General features: G+C 56.2%; 19 protein-coding genes. 16 read left to right on the top strand and 3 right to left on the bottom strand.

Annotated features, from left to right (window positions below; translation table 11 throughout):
• Positions 1 to 145: 145 nt before the first annotated feature.
• The 7 genes from ACN0VL_RS09390 to glpG all read left to right on the top strand — a co-directional run bounded on the left by ACN0VL_RS09390 (position 146) and on the right by glpG (position 6,836).
• The gene (locus ACN0VL_RS09390) at positions 146 to 1,261 is read left to right on the top strand and encodes a branched-chain amino acid ABC transporter substrate-binding protein (RefSeq protein ID WP_417616726.1); all 1,116 of its coding nucleotides are present in this window, start codon (positions 146 to 148) and stop codon (positions 1,259 to 1,261) included.
• Between the two features lie 186 nt (positions 1,262 to 1,447).
• Positions 1,448 to 2,371, top strand: a complete 924-nt coding sequence (gene livH / locus ACN0VL_RS09385) for a high-affinity branched-chain amino acid ABC transporter permease LivH (protein ID WP_417616725.1) — start codon at positions 1,448 to 1,450, stop codon at positions 2,369 to 2,371.
• Complete coding sequence (locus tag ACN0VL_RS09380; protein ID WP_417616724.1) at positions 2,368 to 3,609, top strand: high-affinity branched-chain amino acid ABC transporter permease LivM; 1,242 nt, start codon at positions 2,368 to 2,370, stop codon at positions 3,607 to 3,609. The genes livH and ACN0VL_RS09380 overlap by 4 nt, the downstream gene beginning before the upstream one ends.
• A complete protein-coding gene (gene livG / locus ACN0VL_RS09375) occupies positions 3,606 to 4,370 on the top strand; it encodes a high-affinity branched-chain amino acid ABC transporter ATP-binding protein LivG (protein WP_417616722.1) in 765 nt (254 codons plus the stop codon). The genes ACN0VL_RS09380 and livG overlap by 4 nt, the downstream gene beginning before the upstream one ends.
• 2 nt (positions 4,371 to 4,372) lie before the next feature.
• Positions 4,373 to 5,077, top strand: coding sequence for an ABC transporter ATP-binding protein (locus tag ACN0VL_RS09370; RefSeq protein WP_417616720.1), 705 nt, complete (start codon positions 4,373 to 4,375; stop codon positions 5,075 to 5,077).
• Positions 5,078 to 5,685: 608 nt separating this feature from the next.
• Positions 5,686 to 6,003 (top strand): thiosulfate sulfurtransferase GlpE, encoded by a 318-nt coding sequence (gene glpE, locus ACN0VL_RS09365; protein WP_417616718.1) that lies wholly within the window; start codon positions 5,686 to 5,688, stop codon positions 6,001 to 6,003.
• Positions 6,003 to 6,836 carry a rhomboid family intramembrane serine protease GlpG gene (gene glpG, locus ACN0VL_RS09360; RefSeq protein ID WP_417616716.1) on the top strand — a complete coding sequence of 278 codons (834 nt, stop codon included), beginning with the start codon at positions 6,003 to 6,005 and terminating at the stop codon, positions 6,834 to 6,836. Before glpE ends, glpG begins: the two co-directional genes overlap by 1 nt.
• Before the next feature lie 20 nt (positions 6,837 to 6,856).
• Here glpG and ACN0VL_RS09355 read toward each other — a convergent pair whose 3' ends face one another.
• A complete protein-coding gene (locus tag ACN0VL_RS09355) occupies positions 6,857 to 7,249 on the bottom strand; it encodes a flagellar basal body-associated FliL family protein (RefSeq protein WP_417616714.1) in 393 nt (130 codons plus the stop codon).
• Between the two features lie 135 nt (positions 7,250 to 7,384).
• Here ACN0VL_RS09355 and ACN0VL_RS09350 point away from each other — a divergent pair, with 135 nt between their 5' ends.
• On the top strand, positions 7,385 to 7,975 hold the full coding sequence (locus ACN0VL_RS09350; RefSeq protein ID WP_417616712.1) for a chorismate--pyruvate lyase family protein: 591 nt from the start codon (positions 7,385 to 7,387) through the stop codon (positions 7,973 to 7,975).
• A 6-nt stretch (positions 7,976 to 7,981) separates the two neighbouring features.
• Entirely contained in the window at positions 7,982 to 8,848 is an 867-nt protein-coding gene (gene ubiA / locus ACN0VL_RS09345; protein ID WP_417616710.1) for a 4-hydroxybenzoate octaprenyltransferase, read from the top strand.
• 95 nt (positions 8,849 to 8,943) lie between these two features.
• On the opposite strand, the gene plsB is transcribed toward ubiA, so the two are convergent.
• Positions 8,944 to 11,310: a glycerol-3-phosphate 1-O-acyltransferase PlsB gene (plsB, locus tag ACN0VL_RS09340; RefSeq protein ID WP_417616708.1), complete on the bottom strand. Its 2,367-nt coding sequence runs from the start codon at positions 11,308 to 11,310 to the stop codon at positions 8,944 to 8,946.
• A 148-nt stretch (positions 11,311 to 11,458) separates the two neighbouring features.
• Between plsB and lexA the strand changes: the two genes are divergently transcribed.
• The 5 genes from lexA (at position 11,459) to ACN0VL_RS09315 (ending at position 16,517) form a co-directional block, all read left to right on the top strand.
• Entirely contained in the window at positions 11,459 to 12,067 is a 609-nt protein-coding gene (gene lexA, locus ACN0VL_RS09335; protein WP_417616706.1) for a transcriptional repressor LexA, read from the top strand.
• 297 nt (positions 12,068 to 12,364) lie between these two features.
• On the top strand, positions 12,365 to 13,486 hold the full coding sequence (gene coxB, locus ACN0VL_RS09330; protein ID WP_417616704.1) for a cytochrome c oxidase subunit II: 1,122 nt from the start codon (positions 12,365 to 12,367) through the stop codon (positions 13,484 to 13,486).
• A 9-nt stretch (positions 13,487 to 13,495) separates the two neighbouring features.
• A complete protein-coding gene (gene ctaD / locus ACN0VL_RS09325) occupies positions 13,496 to 15,121 on the top strand; it encodes a cytochrome c oxidase subunit I (protein ID WP_417616703.1) in 1,626 nt (541 codons plus the stop codon).
• The gene (locus ACN0VL_RS09320; protein WP_417616701.1) at positions 15,108 to 15,632 is read left to right on the top strand and encodes a cytochrome c oxidase assembly protein; all 525 of its coding nucleotides are present in this window, start codon (positions 15,108 to 15,110) and stop codon (positions 15,630 to 15,632) included. The genes ctaD and ACN0VL_RS09320 overlap by 14 nt, the downstream gene beginning before the upstream one ends.
• 15 nt (positions 15,633 to 15,647) lie before the next feature.
• On the top strand, positions 15,648 to 16,517 hold the full coding sequence (locus ACN0VL_RS09315) for a cytochrome c oxidase subunit 3 (protein ID WP_417616699.1): 870 nt from the start codon (positions 15,648 to 15,650) through the stop codon (positions 16,515 to 16,517).
• A 77-nt stretch (positions 16,518 to 16,594) separates the two neighbouring features.
• Here ACN0VL_RS09315 and ACN0VL_RS09310 read toward each other — a convergent pair whose 3' ends face one another.
• A complete protein-coding gene (locus ACN0VL_RS09310) occupies positions 16,595 to 16,801 on the bottom strand; it encodes a DUF2909 family protein (RefSeq protein WP_417616697.1) in 207 nt (68 codons plus the stop codon).
• A 23-nt stretch (positions 16,802 to 16,824) separates the two neighbouring features.
• Between ACN0VL_RS09310 and ACN0VL_RS09305 the strand changes: the two genes are divergently transcribed.
• Together ACN0VL_RS09305 and ACN0VL_RS09300 are read left to right on the top strand one after the other, a co-directional pair.
• Entirely contained in the window at positions 16,825 to 17,508 is a 684-nt protein-coding gene (locus tag ACN0VL_RS09305) for an SURF1 family protein (protein ID WP_417616696.1), read from the top strand.
• On the top strand, positions 17,495 to 17,965 hold the full coding sequence (locus tag ACN0VL_RS09300; protein ID WP_417616694.1) for a hypothetical protein: 471 nt from the start codon (positions 17,495 to 17,497) through the stop codon (positions 17,963 to 17,965). The genes ACN0VL_RS09305 and ACN0VL_RS09300 overlap by 14 nt, the downstream gene beginning before the upstream one ends.
• The last annotated feature ends 2 nt before the right edge of the window (positions 17,966 to 17,967 follow it).

The following is a 17,967-nucleotide window of genomic DNA, read 5'->3' as shown; positions in this document are numbered from 1 at the left end:
CGCCTTGCTTCACAATTCTGGTATTTCTGCTATAACCGGTGTCATACGCAGCACTTTTTGCTTGTGAAAGTGGCACACTCGGGTTAGAAAAAGAACAGTCCGAAGTTTCTTCGGCGCAACAACTCAATGGATAGAGGGAAGCGACATGATCACATGGAACAAGAAAACGGTAGCAGCAGCGGTGTCGGTCGCACTGGGTTACGGGGCGGCGTTTTCGGCTTCGGCAGAAACCGTTAAAATCGGCATTGCCGGGCCCATTACCGGCGCCGTGGCGCAATACGGTGATATGCAGTTTACCGGTGGTCGCATGGCCGTCGAAATGCTGAATAAATCCGGCACTCTGGGGGACTATACTCTGGAGGCGGTAGAATACGATGATGCCTGTGACCCCAAGCAGGCGGTGGCGGTGGCGAACCGTGTCGTTAACGACGGCATCCAGTTTGTGGTCGGTCACCTGTGCTCCGACAGTACCTTGCCAGCCTCTGATGTTTATGATGATGAAGGCATCCTCATGATCACTCCCGCCTCTACCAACCCGGTGATCACCGAGCGTAATCAGGAATTTGTGATGCGCACCATAGGGCTGGACAGTGATCAGGGGCCCACGGCGGCTCGCTATATCATGGAGCAGGTCAAGCCCAAGCGGATTGCCATTATTCACGACAAAAAACAATACGGTGAAGGCCTGGCCTCCAGCGTGCGCGATGCACTGCAAGCGGCCGGTGTAGAAGTCGTGGCCTACGAAGGCGTCACCTCGGGCGATAAAGACTTTTCTACCCTGGTGGCCAAGCTGCAGCGTGATCAAGTCGACTTTGTGTATTACGGCGGTTATCACCCCGAGCTGGGGCTGATATTGCGCCAGTCTGCCGAGAAAGGTTTTAACGCCCGTTTCATGGGGCCGGAAGGCGTCGGGCATAAAGACATTACCTCCATAGCCGGCGACGCCTCGGAAGGCTTGCTGGTCACCTTGCCGAAAAAGTATGACCTGGATCCGGCAAACGTCGAAGTCGTACAGGCGATTCAGGCGAAGGGTGAGGATGCCAGCGGTCCGTTTGTGTGGACTACTTATGCGGCAATGGAAGCCATTGCCGAAGGCCTGAAAAGAGCCGGCACGGATCCTGCCGCGGTCGCAAAAGCGCTGCGTGCCGAGCCGGTGAGTACCGTGATGGGGCCTTTGTCCTGGGATGAAAAAGGCGATCTCATGGGGTTCGAGTTTGGCGTATTTGAATGGCATAAAGACGGCACCTCAACCCAGAAATAAGCCAGAGCCTGGCATTATCTAGTCGTCGATTAAGTCAGTATCGATGCAGCGGTTCGGCCCCGGGATGGCCGAGCCGCCGTTATCGAGCCAGTACCGTTTTATAGACAGATGAGAGCGCCAAAACATGGCGCCAGTATCCCCCCTCAAACCAAGGGGCTCTCTCGCTCTTACGACAAGGAAGGTTGTATGTCTGAGCCAGTTCTTTATTTTATTCAGCAAATGCTTAATGGCCTGACCATAGGCAGTACCTATGCATTAATCGCCATCGGTTACACCATGGTGTATGGCATTATCGGCATGATCAACTTCGCCCATGGCGAGGTGTACATGATTGGCGCCTATGCCTCCTTCATGGTGATGACGGGACTCATGATGGTGGGCATCGACAGCACTCTGTTGTTATTAACCGCCGCCTTTCTGGTCAGCATCATTTTAACCAGCGTCTATGGCTACTCCATAGAGCGAGTGGCTTACCGACCCCTGCGAGGCAGCAAACGACTCATTGCGCTGATTTCTGCCATCGGCATGTCGATTTTCTTGCAGAATATGATGCGGCTGTTTCAGGGATCGCGCGATATCGCCATGCCCCGTCTGATTTCCGGTGGCTGGACCTTTGGCGAGAGTGGTTTTCAGGCATCCCTGTCCTATATGCAGTTGGTTATCTTTGTGGTGACCGTGATCACCATGACCTTGCTGTCGTGGTTTATCTCTCGCTCGCGCATGGGGCGGGCCTGCCGCGCCTGTGCCGAAGATCTCAAGATGGCCAACCTGCTTGGCATCAACAGCAATATGGTTATTTCGCTGACCTTCGTGATTGGCGCCGCCCTGGCCGCGGTCGCCGGTGTCTTGCTGGGCTCTTACTACGGTGTGATCAACCCCTACATTGGCTTCATGGCGGGACTCAAGGCCTTTACCGCCGCCGTACTCGGTGGCATTGGCAGCATTCCCGGGGCCGTGATCGGTGGCCTCTTGCTGGGGGTGACCGAGGCCATGACCGGAGCTTATTTCAGTACCGAATATAAAGACGTGGTGTCCTTTGGTCTGCTCATCGGGGTGTTGTTATTTATGCCGACCGGCATTTTAGGCAAGCCGGAGGTAGAAAAAGTATGAGTAAACTCAAACCTGCTGTTATTGCTGCGTTGTTGTTTTTATTGCTGGCCGGCTGGCTGCTGGGCTTTCGACTGGAAACCGAAGGCACCCGGCTGATCGTCAGCAATCGACTGGACCAGGCCTGGGAGTGGCTGGCGCTGGGCGCCGGCCTGGTGTTTTTGGTGCAGCTGTTTCACCATCAATTGCGTAAACCCTTTCAGTACTGGGCGGAGCGCAAAAGTGGCTTTGCCTTGCCGGCACCAGAGGAACGGCCCGGTTTGTATCGCATTGGCACCGTGCTGGTGCTGGCTACCTTGGTTGTCTGGCCTTTTATGGGCTCGCGTGGTGCCGTGGATCTGGCGACCCTGACGCTGATTTATGTGATGTTGGGGCTGGGGCTCAACGTGGTAGTGGGCCTGGCTGGCTTGCTGGATTTGGGCTATGTCGCCTTTTATGCGGTGGGTGCCTACAGTTATGCGTTGCTTAATGCCTATCTGGGGCTGAATTTTTGGACCTGCCTGTTGATCTCCGGTGGTATGGCGGCGTTATTCGGGTTTTTGCTGGGGTTTCCGGTGCTTAGGTTGCGGGGCGACTATCTGGCGATAGTGACCCTGGGCTTTGGCGAAATTATCCGTATTCTGCTGAACAACATGACCGAGATCACCGGTGGCCCCAACGGTATTGCCGGTATTCCCAAGCCCACCCTGTTCGGCCTGGAGTTTGAACGGCGCGGCGATAACACCTTTCATCAATACTTTGATATTGCCTACAACTCCAGCCACAAGGTGATCTTTCTTTACCTGCTGGCGCTGGTGCTGGTCATCATGACTATCTTCGTGATCAACCGTTTGCTGCGGATGCCGCTGGGGCGGGCATGGGAAGCGCTGCGTGAAGATGAAATTGCCTGTCGTTCGCTAGGCCTCAACCCGACCTTGATTAAACTCAGCGCCTTTACCATAGGGGCGGCCTTTGCCGGGTTTGCCGGCAGTTTCTTTGCCGCGCGCCAGGGTTTTATCAGCCCCGAGTCGTTTATTTTTATCGAGTCGGCCATCATTCTGGCCATAGTGGTGCTGGGCGGCATGGGGTCCCAAATCGGGGTGGTGCTGGCGGCCATAGTGATGACCATATTGCCGGAGCTGACCCGCGAATTTAACGAATATCGCATGCTGTTATTTGGCTTGTTGATGGTGCTGATGATGATTTGGCGGCCACAGGGCCTGCTGCCGATGCACCGACCGCATATGGAGCTAAAACCATGACTGCTTTATTAACGGTTTCCGATCTCACCATGCGATTTGGCGGTTTGGTGGCGGTGGATCGAGTGGCGCTGAGCATGCAAGAGCGACAAATTGTTTCTGTCATCGGCCCGAATGGTGCCGGTAAAACCACTGTGTTTAACTGCTTGTCGGGCTTTTACCGGCCCAGTGGCGGCAGTGTGCAATTCAAGGGACAGGCCATTGCCGGCATGCCCGGCCATAAAATCGCTCGCCTGGGCATGGTGCGTACCTTTCAGCATGTGCGGCTGTTCAAGGAAATGACGGTGCTCGAAAACCTGCTGGTAGCGCAGCACCATCATCTTGATACCGGGTTTCTGGCGGGGCTGTTTAAAACTCCCGCCTTTCGTCGCTCGGAACGGGAAGGGCTGGCGCTGGCGCATTATTGGCTGGAAAAAGTACAGTTAACCGAATTTGCCAACCGTACCGCGGATAACCTGTCTTACGGTCAGCAACGGCGACTGGAAATTGCCCGCTGTATGGCGGCGCGACCCCAGCTGTTGATGCTGGATGAGCCGGCGGCAGGGCTCAACCCGAATGAAACACGGGAATTGAACCGGCTGATTTGTGACTTGCGTGACAACGAAGGGGTGAGCATTTTATTGATTGAACACGACATGAAGCTGGTGATGGATATTTCCGATTACATCTATGTGGTGAATCAGGGGCGTCCCCTGGCCGAAGGCACGCCAGATCAGGTGCGTAATAATGCGGATGTGATCAAAGCCTACCTGGGAGAAACCTGAACATGCTGCATGTGGATAATGTGAATGCCGGCTACGGCAAAATCCAGGCCTTGGAAAACGTCACCATCAATATAGAGCAGGGGGAAATCGTCACCCTGATTGGTGCCAACGGCGCCGGTAAAACCACCCTGATGATGACCATTTGCGGCGATCCCAAACCAACTCAGGGGCGAGTGATGTTTGAGGGCCAGGATCTCACCAGCCTGGATACCGCCGCCATTATGCGAAAAGACATCGCCATAGTGCCGGAAGGCCGGCGCATTTTTGCTCGGCTGACGGTGGAAGAAAACCTGTATATGGGCGCCTTTTTCGTCGATAAACGCGAACACCAAGGGTTATTGGCCGAGGTGTATCAGATGTTTCCTCGGCTTAAGGAGCGGATGCACCAGCGTGCGGGCACCATGTCCGGCGGGGAGCAGCAAATGCTGGCCATCGGCCGGGCCCTGATGAGCAAACCGCGGTTGTTGCTGCTGGATGAACCCTCGCTGGGGCTGGCGCCCATTATTATTGCGCAGATTTTTGCCACCATAGCGCGGCTGCGTGATGAAAAGGGCATGACCATCTTTTTGGTCGAGCAGAATGCCAACCAGGCACTGCAGCTGGCCGATCGAGGCTATGTTCTGGAAAACGGGCGCGTAATTCTGGCCGATACCGGCGCGGCGCTGTTGGTAAACGAACAAGTACGGCAGGCGTATCTGGGCGGTTAAGGGCAAAGTACTGTGAGGAGCAAATGGTAAGGGGTGAGGGGGCAGCAGCGGTAAGCCCTCTGACCTCTCTCTTAGCCACAAGTCGCTAACCAGTAAATTAATGCCCATAGGCGACTGGGTACCCTCCTCCGACACGCTGCGGATAAATGACACTCACCTTTTCAACCGCTGCGAACATTCACCGGATGTTCGGTCAGGTTGAAACGGTTCGTCACGGCGAGGCAAGCTCGCCCCCTGCACGCTCAGCACATGACGTCCTGTCATGTGATGGTCGGCTGAGGCTATCCCAATCGCCTCTTTTTAGGCCCCGAGCCTTCGGTGAGCATCACTGACCGACGGCACCGGTGTCAATGGGAAGGCAGAGGGTGTCTGCTCAACCGACCATCCGCGCCAGGGATGGCGCGTTTTGAGCCCCCATGGATGGGTTTACGGCGAGTCGGAGGAGTAGTGCCCTCTGCCTGACAAGCCACACTCATTTCAAAAAATATCAACAAATAGTTGTGACTAAGAGACAGGCCTTCGGACTGAGTGCCAATAACCAAACACCGCCTGATGCCAAGGGAGCCGAGATTGGTTAAACTGGGCCAAATTAATGCAAGGAGTTACCCATGGAGCAGTTTGCCCACATTTCTGTTGCCGAAGCCGAACAGCTGCTGTCGGAAGGACAGGCCCGGCTGGTAGATATTCGCGATCCCCAGTCGTTTGCCCTGGCTCATGTTGAGCAGTCTTTTCATTTAACCAACGACAGTCTGGTCGCCTTTACCAACGAGGTTGATTACGAAACGCCTGTCATCGTCATGTGTTATCACGGGGTCAGCAGCCAGGGTGCGGCTCAATATCTGATCAATCAAGGCTTTGAAGAAGTGTATAGTCTGGATGGCGGCTTTGAAGCCTGGCGGCGCACCCAGCCGGTGGTCGCGCAGTAATGAAGCTGCTGCTCGTGCTGGATGATCCGCGCCGTGCCCAGTCGTTTGTGGATTATCTGGCCGATATGGGCCTTAAATGCGAACTCACGCTGGATGACGACAACAATGTCAGTATCTGGCTGGTGGATGAGTTGCGCTGGCAGCAAGCCCAGCTTGAGGTGAAACGCTTTATTGCCGAGCCGCTGCACCCCCGCTATCAGGATGCCTCCTGGCGCCAGGGCGATACCCATGTGCAGTTTGCCCGGGGAGCCTCACAGCCAGGTCTGCTCCGTGATGTGCTGAGCCGTACGGGGCCGGTAAATATGCTGGTGTTACTCGCCTGCTTGGCGGTATATGGCCTGAGCTGGCTGAGGCTGCCCATGTTTGGGCTGCTGTCTTTTCCGCCCCAACTGTCGTTATTGCTGGGGCCCGACCTCTGGCGCGGCTTCACTCCTGCCTTATTGCACTTCTCCCTGATGCACCTGGTGTTCAATCTGTTCTGGTGGTGGTATCTGTCCACCATGGTGGAGCGGCACCGTGGGCATGGCAAGTTGCTGTTATTACTGCTGGTGGCGGCCCTGTTGCCTAATATAATGCAGTTTTTGGTCAGCGGTCCCCATTTTGGCGGCCTGTCCGGCGTGGTCTATGCCCTGCTGGCCTATGTCTGGCTCTCGGGCAGACTCAATCCGGCGGGAGGTGTCGGTTTGCCTGATGGCATGGCGGTGTTGATGGTGGTGTGGCTGGTGCTGGGCTTTACCGGTGCCCTGGGGCCGGTTGCCAACCTGGCCCATCTGGGGGGCGGATTGATAGGCCTGCTTCAGGCCTGGTTTGATCGACCCAAGTCGGTGTTGTAAGTCGCTTTAGTCGTGGCGGCTTATTGGTAGAGAAACTTGGTGAACAGCAGGCGGCGGATCGGTGCTTCACCCGTTTCTTCCAGTAACAGGTCGTTGAGCCGTTGCAGCCCTTGCTCTGCCAGTTGGTTACGTACGGTGAGCGAGCGGATATCCTGCTTGTTCTGCTCTGCCAGCAGGTGGTTGATGGCATCCCGCAGCAGGGGGGTATGTTGCTCTACCAGCGGCATTTGTGCGCTATCCTCCAGCATCAAATCTACCGTTACCCGAACATAGCCCAGGGTTTTCCCGGAGTTTTGGTAGTTGGTAATAATATCGGGTTCCATGGTGTAATATAGAGGCCCTTCGGGAGCCGCTTCTTGTGCCTGAAGAAGGCCAGCGACCAATACAATACAGGGTGCGAGTAAGCGAAGCATGAATCAGCCTTTCTAACAGAATGATATGGCTATTGTTTAAACAAAAGTGTGGGCCGGTCAAGTGAATACGTGTTTTTCAGGATTAAAGCAACGATTTAACCATGGGTGTTGCCACGGCAGTATGGGTAAAACGTCGTGATCCACAGCACAGATGCCGGCTGGAGCTGGAATAGCCGGGGGCCCGCGTCACTGGCAGCACCCCAACCGGAGTTGTCCCGCTGGCTGCAAGATACCGGCTCGCTAACCGAACGTCTGCGCCTGTGCTGCCGGCACTTTCGCGTACAGTTACAATGCACGCGAGCCCAGGTGAGTTTAACGCCCGAGCAAGCCGACTGGCTGGGGGGAGAACATGCCCATTGCCGGGAAGTCTTGTTACTGTGTGACGAGCAACCCTGGGTGTATGCCAGTTCCTTGTATTCTTCCGCCGCCTTGCAGGCTCTTCCTGCCCTGGGCGGACTGGGAGAGCGGGCCCTGGGCGAGCTCATGTTCGAGCACCCCGACCTCACCCGCAGTGACTTTGATTTTGCGCAGTTAACCGCCAACCAGTGGTGGCAGCTGGCGCAGCAGCAAAACCTCACCCAACCGGCACTCGGTGTGTCCGCCAGTCCCCAGGCCGATGCGCCGAACCGCTTGCCCTGGGCGCGGCGTTCATTGCTGGCCATACCTCGGGCGAGTGTGCTGGTCACCGAATTATTTTTGCCCGCCGCTCAGGCTTACAAAGAGTAAAAAACGATGACAACAACTGCAACCCGCCCGCGCTGGCGTGCCTATATGGCATTAGCCCGACTCGACAAGCCCATTGGTACCTTGCTACTGCTGTGGCCCACCTTGTGGGCCATCTGGATTGCCGGCAACGGCCAGCCTTCTCTCTGGTTATTACTGGTATTCGTGGTGGGGGTGTTTTCCATGCGCTCTGCCGGCTGTGTTATCAATGATTATGCCGACCGCCATATCGATGGTCACGTCAAGCGTACCGAGGGGCGACCACTGCCGATGGGGGAACTGACCGAGCGCCAGGCGCTGGGCTTTTTTGCCTTGCTGGTGGTCATTTCCTTTTTGCTGGTGCTCACCACCAACGCGCTGACCATTACGCTCTCGGTCGCGGGTCTGGGGTGGGCGGCGCTGTATCCCTTTATGAAGCGTTATACACACTTGCCGCAGCTGTTCCTGGGCATTGCCTTTTCCTGGGCCATTCCCATGGCATTTGCCGCCGAGAGCAACAGTTTGCCGGTGGGGCTCTGGTTATTATTTGCCGCCAACCTCACCTGGACCATTGCCTACGATACCATGTATGCCATGGTCGACCGGGATGATGACCTGCGCATTGGCGTCAAGTCCACCGCCATTCTGTTTGGCCGGCGCGACAAGTTGATGGTGGGGGTATTACAGCTATCCACGCTGATATTGCTGGTCGCCGCCGGGCAGGCCTTTGCACTCGGTCCGCTGTTTTACTGGAGCCTGCTGGGTGCCGCCGGCCTGTTTGTCTATCAACAGCGGCTGATCCGCGACCGGGAGCGCATGCCGTGTTTCCGCGCCTTTCTGAACAACAATTACGTGGGCATGCTGGTGTTTGCCGGCGTCGTGCTCACGCTGCTGTAACGCGCCAGCGTTATTGGTGAGAGGTGAGGGGCTTGAAGTCTGAGTGTCCCAGTGTGGCTCACTCTTCCCTCCTCACCCCTCACTCCTAACCCTCATTACTGCAGACTGCGGCGTACGGCACTGGGCAATAACGGATACAGTGCGCCGCGCAGCTGCTCCAGCTCGTCATATCCGGTTTGATCCTGATGCCCATAGCCTTCTGCTTCCAGGGCGTCGGCCAGCATGCTGAACAACGTCTTGTCGAACAGCTCGGGTGCCTGAATGCCGTGTAACATGGCCAGGTGTTCGGCGAGTTGCTGGCTGTCATCCTGCAGTTGCTGACGCTCGATGTCAGGTTGCAGGCACGCCACCACCACCCCGTAGCGCTGTAATGAAGGTCGAATAATGCGGGCCAGCAATAACAGCTGCAGTTGTTGTTGCGGCTCAACCCACCAGCCCTGCTGATGGAAACGGAGCAGTCCCAGCTGCTCCAGTGCCGCCAGGTGAGCCTCGATCCATGCCGGCAGGTCGTCGGCGGCGACATTCAGAAATAACTCGGCTTTCAGTAGTGGATACAGGCGCTGCAAGCGGCGTAATATTTCGCTGCTGACGATGCCTTCGTGCCGCTCTATCAAGGTCGCCAACAGCGCCGGCAAGGCGAACAGATGCAGTATGTTGTTGCGATAATAACTCAGCAGCACCGACTGGCGCCGATCCAGATAGATCACCTCGCCCAGCTTGCTACTTTCCCGCTCAAACTTGCCCAGCTCTAATGCCTGCTCCAATAACTGTTCGCTTTCTTGTTCCGGTATGACCAGCTGCTCGCTATAGGGGCACAGGCGCAAATAGTCGAGATACAGCTGCACTTGCTGCTGCAGTTGCTGGCGGGTGAGGGCATGACGATCCGAGGTGAGTAGCGCAGTCGCACTCAGCGTCAGGCCGTTCACCGCGGCGGCGGCGTTGATGCGCGTCATGACTTCGCGAGCCAGCGGGATCACCAGCTCGCGAGCCGTGCTCCGGGGAGTGCTTTCTTTATTCAGCCATTCGGTCAGGGGAAGTGGCTCGCCAAAGTTGACGAAGCCACGGCCAAAATTACGCAGCTTGCGAATGATGCCCAGCAGTTGCCAGGCGCTTTCGGTTTGTTTGCGGCCACCCTGCAACTCTTTATGGTAGCTGCCTACTTCCATTACGTGTTCATAACCCAGATACACAGGGATCAGGGTAATGGGGCGCTCCTTGTGCTGCATGGCGGCGTCGAGTGTCATCGACAGCATACCCGGCTTGGCGGGTAACAGGCGACCGGTGCGAGAGCGGCCCCCTTCGGCAAAGTATTCCACCGCATAACCGCGGCGAAACAGCAAGTTGAGGTATTCCCTGAATACAGTGGCGTACAGCTTGTTGTCTTTAAAGGTGCGGCGAATAAAGAAGGCACCGCCACGGCGAAACAAGGGACCGGCAGGAAAAAAGTTCAGGTTGATGCCGGCGGCAATATGAGGCGGCACCATGCCCTGATGATAAATTACGTATGACAGCAGCAGGTAATCCATGTGGCTGCGATGGCAGGGCAGATAGACCAGTTCATGCCCTTCCTGAGCCAGTTGCCGCACCCGCTCGGCACCGGTGACCGATAAGCCGCGATAGAGCTTGTGCCACAGCCAACCGAGCAGGCGGTCACCGAAACGGATCAGCGGATAGGAAAAGTTAGAGGCAATTTCATTCATATACCCCTGTGCCAGACGGCGGGATGCGGCTGGGTCTTGTTGCTGCTGCTGACTGTGTTGTTGTATGGCGTGCATTACCCCCTCTGTTTGCAGCAGCTGTGTCAGCAACAACTCTCTGTTTGGTAACTTGGGGCCGGTGGCGGCCAGTCGCTGGCGACTAAAATGAATGCGGGCAATACGGGCCAGCTTGTGGGCCAGCCTGGGGTCGGCTTCCGAGCGTTCGAGCAGCAGGGGCAGTAACAGCGGCGCACTGAAACGCACGCGATTTTCTCTGCCCTTCAGCAATACGATTAACGCTTTGCGCAAGGCGTTGGGGGAACGACTGCGCACTATGCTAAGGGAAGAAGGGCTATCTCCTTCGCGACCAGGCGCCCGGCCCCAGAACAGGCTGACCGGCACCAGCTGAATGGGCACAGTCTGTTGTTTTTGTGCCGCTAACAGTTGATTGAACTCGGCCAGATAAGGGGTGGCGCTGCGCGAGCGGCGGCCCAGCCCTGCCGGTTTATCCAGGCAGATAAAGCGGGGCAGGCTGCAGCCTTCAATATGCAAGGGCGCAAAGGGACTGGGCAGACCTAATTGTTCGCAGCTTAGCTCCAGGGTGAGCAGGTCCGAAATAGAAGCGGTTTTCAATATGTAAACAACAGGCTGCTCAAGATCGATGACCAGCTCGGTCACGGGATCGGCGGGCAGGCTTTTATGGTTTACCAAGGTGGCAATTAACGGACGAAACAAACGGCGAGTTAGAGAAGAGCCGAACATCATGCAGCGGAAACCCCAATATTTATGCGGTGGGCAAGATTATCAGATCAGACCTCTGATGTCTTGATGCGGGAGTCGCAGAACTTTGTACTTGCTCTGTTGAATTTACTGGATATACTGACAGTTAACTGTATAAAAAAACAGGTCTATTATGAAAGCCCTTACGCTTCGCCAGTCTCAGGTACTGGACATCATTAAAGAGCATATCCAGCAGACCGGCATGCCGCCGACGCGTGCCGAAATTGCCCGAACATTAGGCTTCAAGTCGGCCAACGCCGCCGAAGAGCATCTTAAGGCACTGGCCAAAAAAGGCGTGATCACCATGATGCCGGGTACCTCTCGTGGTATTCGACTGGTCGAAGAAGAGGAAGAGCTGGGGTTGCCGCTGATCGGCCGGGTCGCGGCGGGGGAACCCATTCTGGCTCAGCAGCATATTGAAAGCCATTACCAGCTGGATCCGGCACTGTTCCACCCCGCCGCCGATTTTTTGCTGCGGGTAAAGGGCATGAGCATGAAAAACATCGGCATTATGGACGGTGATCTGCTGGCGGTGCACAAAACCCAGGAAGTGCGCAATGGTCAGGTCGTGGTGGCGCGACTGGACGATGAAGTAACGGTAAAACGTTTTCAGCGCAAAGGCAGTAAAGTGAGTCTGTTGCCCGAAAACGAAGAGCTGTCTCCTATCGAAGTCGACCTGCGCAGCCAGGAGCTGATTATCGAAGGCCTGGCGGTTGGTGTTATCCGCAACGCCGATTTCTAGGTTTTTTATCCGCCCTTGAATCGGGGTAGCCCCGCTGCCCCGCCTGCCTATATTGACTAGCAATAGGCCGTATTGACTCGCCATCCCCCGGTAATCCGCGTTTTATATTTCCTCTCTGCTTCCTTGCTATTGCTGCTCTGGCCTCCCCCAAGGTGAAGACTTGCCGTCTTTTTCTTTCCTTTTCCATTTTCGGTGCTTTACTTACTGTGAGCGTCGGATCGATGATGAATGAGTCCGACCAGCACTGTCTTACAAGATAAGTACGCCAAAATTCAGGATGAAACTTGGGGGTGCGTGGTGAAGCTGATTTTTCTGCTGTTGTCCTTGCTGACAGCCCTGCCGATACGAGCGCAAACGCGTTTCAATATGACCGAAGGGGTCACCGATATCAGCCAGAAGGTGTATGGGTTGCACATGACCATACTCATTATCTGCGCCGTTATCGGGGTGGTGGTGTTCGGCGTCATGTTCTGGGCCATAATTCATCATCGAAAGTCCAAGGGTGCCCAGGCCGCCCAATTTCATGAAAGTACCAAGGTCGAAATTCTCTGGACCCTGATCCCCTTCGTGATCCTGATTGCCATGGCCGTGCCCGCGACCCGCACCCTGATCGCGATGGAAGACGCCAGCGAGTCTGATCTCACGGTGCAAGTTACCGGCTCCCAGTGGAAATGGCATTATCGCTACTTTGACCAGGGGGTAGAGTTCTACAGCCTGCTGGCCACCTTGCCGCAACAAATTCAGGGGCAGGTTACCAAGGGTAAAAACTACCTGCTCGAAGTTGACCACCCTCTGGTGCTGCCTACCGACCGCAAAATCCGCTTTCTGATTACCTCCGATGACGTGATTCACTCCTGGTGGGTACCGGCGTTTGCGGTGAAAAAAGATGCGGTGCCCGGCTTTATCAACGAGGCCTGGACCCGAATCAACGAGCCCGGTATTTATCGCGGCCAGTGTGCCGAGCTGTGCGGTAAAGATCATGGCTTTATGCCGATAGTCGTGGATGCGCGCAGCGGCGAGGAGTTCGATGATTGGCTGGCGAGCGTTCAGACCAGCCAGGCCGAGGCCAGGGCGGCCGAGCAAGCGCTGTTGGCTATGGAGATGACCATGGAAGAGTCGATGGAGCTGGGCGAGCAGGCATACCAGCGTGTGTGTGCCGCCTGTCATCAGGCCAATGGTGAGGGCATACCCGGCGCCTTTCCGGCCCTTAAAGGCAGTGAGCTGATTTTAAAGGATAAAGCGGCTCATATTAATATCGTACTGTACGGCAAGCCCGGTACCGCGATGCAAAGCTTTAACAAGCAGTTGTCACTGAAAGAGCTGGCGGCGGTCATCACCTATGAGCGTAACGCCTGGGGCAATGACACCCAAGATGTCATACAGCCCAGCGATATCGAGCAAGCCAGACAAGGACAATAGGGGGCAGGGATGGCACCGTTAAATAGAACCAATACCGCCGATGAGCATGTGAGCCTCAACGAGCACGAGGCGCATCATGGTCCGGCCAAAGGCATCAAGCGCTGGCTGTTTACCACCAACCACAAGGATATAGGTACTCTGTACCTGCTGTTCAGCCTGTGCATGTTTTTTGTGGGTGGCCTGATGGCCATGTTGATCCGGGCCGAGCTGTTTCAACCAGGACTGCAGTTGGTGGAGCCGAACTTCTTCAACCAGATGACCACCATGCACGGCCTGATCATGATTTTTGGCGCCGTAATGCCGTCTTTTGTCGGCCTGGCCAACTGGATGGTGCCCCTGATGATAGGGGCGCCGGACATGGCGCTGCCACGGATGAATAACTGGAGTTTCTGGATACTGCCCTTTGCCTTTGTGCTGATGCTGTCATCCTTGTTCATGCCGGGCGGCGGGCCCAACTTCGGCTGGACCTTTTATGCGCCGCTCTCCACCACCTATTCCCCCGACAGTACGGCTCTGTTCGCCTTTGCCATTCATATCATGGGCATCAGCTCCATTATGGGGGCCATCAACGTCATCGTGACCATCTGGAACATGCGCGCGCCGGGCATGACCTGGATGAAGCTGCCCATGTTCTGCTGGACCTGGCTGATCACCGCCTTTTTGCTGATCGCGGTGATGCCGGTGCTGGCGGGGGCGGTGACCATGGTATTGACCGACAAGTATTTCGGCACCAGCTTCTTTGATGCCGCCGGTGGGGGCGACCCCGTGATGTTCCAGCATATTTTCTGGTTTTTTGGCCATCCCGAGGTGTACATCATGATATTGCCGAGTTTTGGCATTATCTCGGCCATTATTCCTGCCTTTAGTCGCAAGCCCCTGTTTGGCTATGCCTCCATGGTTTACGCCACCGCGTCGATTGCCGGGTTGAGCTTTCTGGTGTGGGCTCATCACATGTTTACCGTGGGCATGCCGGTGGCGGCGGAACTGTTCTTTATGTACTGCACCATGCTGATCTCGGTGCCAACGGGGGTAAAGGTATTTAACTGGGTGGCCACCATGTGGCGCGGCTCACTGAGTTTTGAAGTGCCCATGCTGTTCGCCATCGCCTTTATCGTGCTGTTCTCCATCGGCGGCTTTAGCGGACTCATGCTGGCTATTACCCCCGCAGACTTCCAGTATCACGACACCTATTTTGTGGTGGCGCATTTTCATTATGTGCTGGTGACCGGTGCCATTTTCTCGGTGCTGTCGGCGGTGTACTACTGGTTGCCGAAATGGACCGGCTACATGTTTGATGAGCGGCTGGGCAAGTGGCACTTCTGGTGCTCGGTTGTCTCGGTGAACCTGTTGTTTTTCCCCATGCACTTTCTGGGACTGGGCGGTATGCCAAGACGGATCCCCGACTATTCGCTGCAATTCGCCGACATTAATGCCCTGGTCAGTATCGGCGGCTTTGCCTTCGGCTTGTCGCAGCTGATTTTTGTGGTGCTGCTGATCAAGTGTATTCGCGGTGGGGAAAAAGCCGCGCCTTGCCCCTGGGAAGGCGCGCATGGTCTGGAGTGGACAGTGCCTTCCCCCGCGCCTTATCACACCTTCAGTACGCCTCCGGAGGTCACGGATCATGATACACGGTAATAAGGCCTTCAAGCTGGCCCTGTTGGCGGTCGCCATGTTTGGCTTTGGTTTTTTGCTGGTGCCCCTGTATGACGTGTTTTGCGACATCACGGGCCTGAATGGCAAAACCGCCAACCGGGCCGTCGCCGAGTCCAGCGTGGTGGATGAGCAGCGGTTGATTACGGTGGAGTTTGTGACCTACCAAAGCAGTGGTTTGCGCGGTGAGTTTACGCCTTCGATCCGCCACTTGCAGGTGCGCCCCGGCGAGATGCACCAAGTGGACTTTACCGTTAGCAACCCCGGCAACAGCGACATCATACTCAGGGCCATTCCGTCTGTGTCACCCGGGCGAGCGGCCAGCCACTTGCGTAAGACGGAATGCTTTTGTTTTCAGGAGCAGCCCCTGGCAGGGCGAGGCGAGGCGATCATGCCGGTGCGCTTTTATGTGGATCAGGCGCTGCCGGTGGACATAGAGGTCTTTACCTTGTCCTATACCCTTTATGACATCACGGAGCGAGCCAGCAGCAGCTGAGCCAAGGAGGCAAACATGACGGTCAAGTTTCAGCCATATTATGTGCCGGACCAGAGTCCCTGGCCGCTGGTGGGTGCCTTGGGGTTGTTCTTGCTGGCTTCGGGGGCCGGGCTCTGGATCGCGGAGCTGGGCGGTATTGCCGGTCCCATCGTCTTTGCAGCCGGCACCCTGGTGATGACGGTGATGCTGTTTGGCTGGTTCAGTAATGTGATTGACGAGTCGAGCGCCGGACTGTACAGCAAGCAGCTGGACCGTTCGTTTCGCCTGGGCATGAGCTGGTTTATTTTTTCCGAAGTGATGTTCTTTGGTGCCTTCTTTGGCGCCTTGTTTTATGCCCGTATCTTGTCGGTGCCCTGGCTGGGCGGCGCGGGTAACAATGCGATGACCAACGCCGTATTGTGGCCGGAGTTTACCGCCAGCTGGCCCCTGCTAAGCACGCCGGGAGGTATAGAGACTACGGCCATGGGCTGGTTTGGCTTGCCGCTCATCAACACCATTATTCTGTTAACGTCATCGGTGACCGCACATTTGGCGCACCTGGCGCTGATTGATAACAAAAGACTGCGCCTGAGCCAGTGGCTGGGGCTCACGGTGCTGCTGGGGCTGATCTTCTTGACCCTGCAGGTATGGGAGTATGTGCATGCCTATGAAGAGCTGGGTCTGCGGCTGGACTCGGGGATTTATGGCAATACCTTCTTCCTGCTCACCGGTTTTCATGGTGCCCACGTTACCCTGGGAACGCTGATGCTGGCCATCATGTGGCTAAGGGTGCGCAAGGGGCATTTTACGCCGGCGCAGCATTTTGGTTTTCAGGCCACCAGCTGGTATTGGCACTTTGTGGACGTGGTCTGGCTCTGTCTGTTTATTTTTGTCTATATCTTGTAGCAGCGGTGAGGAGTCAAACAGCGACGTTTTGGAATGGCTGTTAAACCTCACCGTCTGGTTACAGTGGTCAGGGGCTCCTAGTAAGGACGGGTATGAGGGACGACCCAACCGGCGGCCAGGGCAAGGATCAGGAGCAGCACTATGATGACGGCAAACAGTAGACGCCGACCGATATAGCGACTCATCACTCGCGGATCCTGTTGCGAGATCAGGGCTTTAAGCCCCCAGAACAGGTTGCCAATCATGGCGAGCAGTAACAATACAATCAGTAGCTTGAATAGCATGGATGCGTTCCGGGAGAGACTGAATGTTGAGTATAGGAAAAAGTGGCGGCTTGCTGGTGCTGACGGCAGTGATCTCCCTGTTAATGATATTTATGGGTGCCTGGCAGCTTTCCCGTGCCGATGAGAAACGACTGTTGCTACTGGAGTGGCAGCAGCGCAACGACCTTGAATTGACCTTGAATGAAGCGCTCGCGATTCGCGCTCCCTTTGGCTATCGGCTGGCGGTGAATGGCCTGTTTCTGGCCGGCGGAGATGTCTGGCTCGATAATCAGATAGAGTCGGGGCGGGTGGGCTACCGCCTGATCCGCCCACTGCAAACCCGTCATGGCCTATTGACGGTAGACACCGGCTGGTGGCCGGCTCCTCCGGATAGGCGTCAGTTACCCACAGTGGCACCGCAAGCCGCACCGAGCCAGTTAGTCGGTCACCTTGTTCGTCCCTATGTTCCTCCTCTGGCCCTGGGTGAAGTGTCGTTTAATCCGGCTCACCCTCTGGTGGCGGATTTGGATCCCGCTTTGCTCGCTCAAATCTGGGGTGAGCCGGTCTTGCCCTTCGTGTTGAAGATGGGAGCAGAACAGGATGACTGGCAACCGGTCGTGATGGGACCCGAGCGGCATACCGGTTATGCGGTGCAATGGTTTGCGATGACTCTGGCGGTGTGGGTCGCCGCCGCCTGGTATTACCGGAGGCAAGATGATGAAGCATGAAACCGCGAACCCTGGTCGCAAGCCCAGGCCAGAACGCACCTTGCTGGCCTTGCTGGCGGTATTTGTATTGCCGGTGGCGTTGGCCTGGCTGACCCTGAATCAGGGCTGGTTTACCCCAGGTGTCAACAGCCATGGTGAATGGGTGCAAGGGCAGGTAGCCGAAGATGATCAGTGGCGTTTAATCCTGCCGATAGCCCCGGGCTGCGAAGCCTGTTTGAAGGCCGCCCCCCTGCTCGAAAATATTGATACCGCACTTGGCAGGGACGGCGACCGGGTGGCCGTGGTACAGCTGCCGGTCAGTCACGAGCTGGAAGCGGGATACATTTATATCGCCGATCCACCCGGTTTGCTGATCATGCGCTATGGGCTGCCAGAGACCGATCAAGAGCTGCCGCCCATGGGCAAGGCGCTACTGAGTGATCTGCGCCGCCTGCTCAAATATTCTCGTGCCGGCTAGGA

The sequence above is a fragment of the Oceanisphaera sp. genome, assembly GCF_048268965.1.
GTDB lineage: Bacteria > Pseudomonadota > Gammaproteobacteria > Enterobacterales > Aeromonadaceae > Oceanimonas.
This window is presented reverse-complemented; position numbering and strand designations above follow the sequence as displayed.

Coding starts and splice junctions, on each gene's coding strand:
- ACN0VL_RS09390 (WP_417616726.1), top strand. CDS start 146: ATGATCACATGGAACAAGAAAACGGTAGCAGCAGCGGTGTCGGTCGCA.
- livH (WP_417616725.1), top strand. CDS start 1,448: ATGTCTGAGCCAGTTCTTTATTTTATTCAGCAAATGCTTAATGGCCTG.
- ACN0VL_RS09380 (WP_417616724.1), top strand. CDS start 2,368: ATGAGTAAACTCAAACCTGCTGTTATTGCTGCGTTGTTGTTTTTATTG.
- livG (WP_417616722.1), top strand. CDS start 3,606: ATGACTGCTTTATTAACGGTTTCCGATCTCACCATGCGATTTGGCGGT.
- ACN0VL_RS09370 (WP_417616720.1), top strand. CDS start 4,373: ATGCTGCATGTGGATAATGTGAATGCCGGCTACGGCAAAATCCAGGCC.
- glpE (WP_417616718.1), top strand. CDS start 5,686: ATGGAGCAGTTTGCCCACATTTCTGTTGCCGAAGCCGAACAGCTGCTG.
- glpG (WP_417616716.1), top strand. CDS start 6,003: ATGAAGCTGCTGCTCGTGCTGGATGATCCGCGCCGTGCCCAGTCGTTT.
- ACN0VL_RS09355 (WP_417616714.1), bottom strand. CDS start 7,249: ATGCTTCGCTTACTCGCACCCTGTATTGTATTGGTCGCTGGCCTTCTT.
- ubiA (WP_417616710.1), top strand. CDS start 7,982: ATGACAACAACTGCAACCCGCCCGCGCTGGCGTGCCTATATGGCATTA.
- plsB (WP_417616708.1), bottom strand. CDS start 11,310: ATGATGTTCGGCTCTTCTCTAACTCGCCGTTTGTTTCGTCCGTTAATT.
- lexA (WP_417616706.1), top strand. CDS start 11,459: ATGAAAGCCCTTACGCTTCGCCAGTCTCAGGTACTGGACATCATTAAA.
- ctaD (WP_417616703.1), top strand. CDS start 13,496: ATGGCACCGTTAAATAGAACCAATACCGCCGATGAGCATGTGAGCCTC.
- ACN0VL_RS09320 (WP_417616701.1), top strand. CDS start 15,108: ATGATACACGGTAATAAGGCCTTCAAGCTGGCCCTGTTGGCGGTCGCC.
- ACN0VL_RS09315 (WP_417616699.1), top strand. CDS start 15,648: ATGACGGTCAAGTTTCAGCCATATTATGTGCCGGACCAGAGTCCCTGG.
- ACN0VL_RS09310 (WP_417616697.1), bottom strand. CDS start 16,801: ATGCTATTCAAGCTACTGATTGTATTGTTACTGCTCGCCATGATTGGC.
- ACN0VL_RS09305 (WP_417616696.1), top strand. CDS start 16,825: ATGTTGAGTATAGGAAAAAGTGGCGGCTTGCTGGTGCTGACGGCAGTG.
- ACN0VL_RS09300 (WP_417616694.1), top strand. CDS start 17,495: ATGATGAAGCATGAAACCGCGAACCCTGGTCGCAAGCCCAGGCCAGAA.